Source organism: Bacteroides sp. 2_2_4 (genome assembly GCF_000157055.1).
GTDB lineage: Bacteria > Bacteroidota > Bacteroidia > Bacteroidales > Bacteroidaceae > Bacteroides > Bacteroides ovatus.
The window spans coordinates 1-2,933 of record NZ_EQ973365.1 but is presented as its reverse complement, the minus strand read 5'-3'; the positions used below and the strand labels follow the sequence as shown (position 1 = coordinate 2,933).

The window sequence follows — 2,933 nt, the reverse complement described above, 5'->3', positions numbered from 1 at the left end:
ACTTTCTCAGCTACGGGAACAAAAAGTTCCGCATATAGATTCTGATTTTGCTTGTTACAGATGGAAGCAACGGCAATATGCCAGAGGAGGCCGGGCTATACAAAAAATAAGGGGCTGTACACATGCGTCAGCTCCTTGTTTTTAAGGGGTAAGCGACTGCTCAACTACATCTTGTGCATTCAATTTTTCAGTGGGATGCACTCCATTGTAAGTGCATCTCAATTTCCATATACCAACTTATCTCAGGGTTGTCATTGAGTGTCAGTCTCGCTTTTTCCCGTTTTTTCCTGCATTTTCCCGGAACTGTCCTGATTATTTTCTCCATACATCCGGTAGCAGTTCCTTCAGGTCTCTGTCTGATTTGGGAGCCAGATAATAGGGGAGTTTACTGATCACATCATTCAGCCACTCTCTGGGGTTGACACCACGTTCCTTACATGAGCCAAGCAAGGAACAGATTATAGCCGTATTCTCAGCCGCTTCGTGGTTTCCGCAGAACAGCATGTTCTTTCTTGATATGACCAGTGGCCTCAGGGCATTCTCACAGCGATTGTTGTCAATGAAAATTCTTCCGTCATGGAGATACGGTTTCATTCTTGGCAGCAGGGAGTAGGCATAGGCTATGGCTTTTCCCATAAGACTTCGTTTTAGAACTTTAGGGTATGTGTTTTTAAGCCAGAGTTCAAAGCTGTCAAGCATCGGCTTGGATAGACGTTGGCGTAATTCAGCACGTCCTTCATACGGGAGTTCCTGTTTATCCGCCATGTATTCCACATTATACATATCCTGGATAAATTTGAGTCCCTGCATGGCATATTCCAGATTTTCTTCCTTGCACAGCTCTATATGTCTGCGGATATGCGCGAGACACCCACACAGACATACGTCCTCCCCATCCTCAAAGGCGTCATAAATGGGATGGCCGTCACTTTGGAGATATCCTTTGAAGTTTTTCAAAAGCCTGACCGCAACTTTTTGTGAACGCGATCCGTTGTCGTAATGGAAGAAGAGCAGACGCGGCACAGCCGCTCGGACTATCCAGATGTATTCTTTTACGGCTTTATGCCTGTCGTGGTTTATAACCGGAAGCGTGGTCTCGTCAACCTGGAAGTAATCTGCGGCCAGTACTTTCTTCCTGAGTTCCAGATAAAGTGGCCTGAGAAGCTCGCAGACCGGTCTGAACCAGCCGTCCAATGTGTTTTTGGACAGTTTCACACCCAGATGTTCCAGCTGTTTCACTTGTCGGTAGAACGGGACATGATATTCGTATTTCTGTAAAAGGACCTCAGCGAGCATGGAAGCCCCTGGCATACCTTTATATATGGGCATCAGTGGCATGGGAGCGGTTATTACAGCCTTTTCTCCGTTATCAACGGCCTCCATTTCATTTTTCAGGGCGTATGTGGGACGTACCGTGTCTTTCACATAGAGGTAGCCGGGTTTCATCTCAAGGGTCCTGGTATGTTCCTCGCCTATCTTGACGTATCTGCTTAAATCGACATTCTCCGGTTCGATGACGACTGTTACAACCGGAAGGTTATCCATGACGACCCGGTTACGGCGCGGCGTTTTATTGGCGGCCCGGGACTTGGGGACGGTAATCTGTTCAGCCGCCCTGCTCCGGGCATCTTCGATTTCCGCCTCTATCTGTTCCAGGTCGCCATAGTCAAAAGGGAGCTTCGGGTCTCCGTTATCGACAGGCTTGCATTTCTCACTCATCTTTCCGAACACCTTCCTCTTCAGCCATGCCAGGGAGGCGTTCAACTCAACTATCGTACCCCGGAGTTCTTCTATGGTCCTTGCCTGGGCTGAGATGATCTCACTCTGTTTACGGTTGATATCCAGCAGCTGCTCCATTGAGGGTTCCACAGCTTGTCCGGTTGCATCTTCTTTTGCCATTCAATATCTTTTTTTTGATGATATAAAGATAGTCAAAAACAACAAGAAAAACAAGCCTTCAAGCTGTTTGTTTACAACTGTTTTACCAATGCTTTTTCAAATTGGAAAGCCGTCTTTGCCTGCCTTTGCTGACATCTTCATTGATGCCTTCCACCATAACGACCAGGTCACTCCAGGTCATGGGGTAAGAACGGGTGGCAGGATTATAGGCGGGTATCTTGAAGGTGCCTTCTTCAAGCAGTTTCTCATAAAGGACCAGACCGCCCGGTTCGGCATGGAGCAATTTTATCTTGGTCCGGAAACGGTTGTAGAAAATGAATACCTCCCCACTTCTGATGTCGCCTCCCATCCTCTCATGCACAAGGCCGCAAAGAGTGAACATACCTTTCCTCATGTCCGTATAACCGGGGCACAGGAAATATCTCATGCTGTCATTTAGGCAGAACATTGGCATTATATATTTTAGAGATCAGATTCAGGGCAGCTTCACAGCCGGAAGACCCTTTAAACTTCAACTTCAATCCGTTGGGTAATTCCAAGGATATTTCAGAGCTGTCCTTTCCTTTCAAGGGAAAGGGGACGCTAGGCTGGGGAGATGGCAGGGGAGCCTCGTGAGATATACCGGGGGATGGCGTGTCGCCATTGATTACTATGGGGACAAAGCTGTCTTTAACCCCTAAGCGGGAGGCTTCTGCCAATAACTCCCGCTCCGTTATACCGTATTTTTGTTTCCAAAGATAGAATCTACTACGGCTATAACCTTCATTCTCACAAAAATCAGCAATGGACAAACCACTCTGCTGCTGACGGAAAAGAACGGAGATAAATTTTCTCTGCTCATCATGTGTTTACGTCGCTGCATCATAGGATATTATTTTTTTTGCAGCAAAAGTAAGGAGGGAAAATGAACTGTAGAAGATGTACTTACTCAGGCGCTTACTTTAAGGGGATATTCGACTTTTAGCCCCCAAAAAGATCAATATTGTTATGTACAACCGTCCAACCTGCGGGTAAAGTGCGCAACTCGGATCTGT

The 2,933-nt window shown here is 46.8% G+C and carries 3 protein-coding genes; all 3 read right to left on the bottom strand.

Going from position 1 to position 2,933, the window contains the following annotated elements:
* Window positions 1–312 precede the first annotated feature (312 nt).
* Window positions 313–1,899, bottom strand: a complete 1,587-nt coding sequence (gene tnpC, locus BSCG_RS07110) for an IS66 family transposase (protein WP_008776790.1) — start codon at window positions 1,897–1,899, stop codon at window positions 313–315.
* A gap of 82 nt (window positions 1,900–1,981) precedes the next feature.
* Window positions 1,982–2,347 carry an IS66 family insertion sequence element accessory protein TnpB gene (gene tnpB, locus BSCG_RS07115; RefSeq protein WP_004318658.1) on the bottom strand — a complete coding sequence of 122 codons (366 nt, stop codon included), beginning with the start codon at window positions 2,345–2,347 and terminating at the stop codon, window positions 1,982–1,984.
* Window positions 2,331–2,690, bottom strand: a complete 360-nt coding sequence (tnpA, locus tag BSCG_RS30265; protein WP_008776789.1) for an IS66 family insertion sequence element accessory protein TnpA — start codon at window positions 2,688–2,690, stop codon at window positions 2,331–2,333. Before tnpA ends, tnpB begins: the two co-directional genes overlap by 17 nt.
* Between the last annotated feature and the right edge of the window lie 243 nt (window positions 2,691–2,933).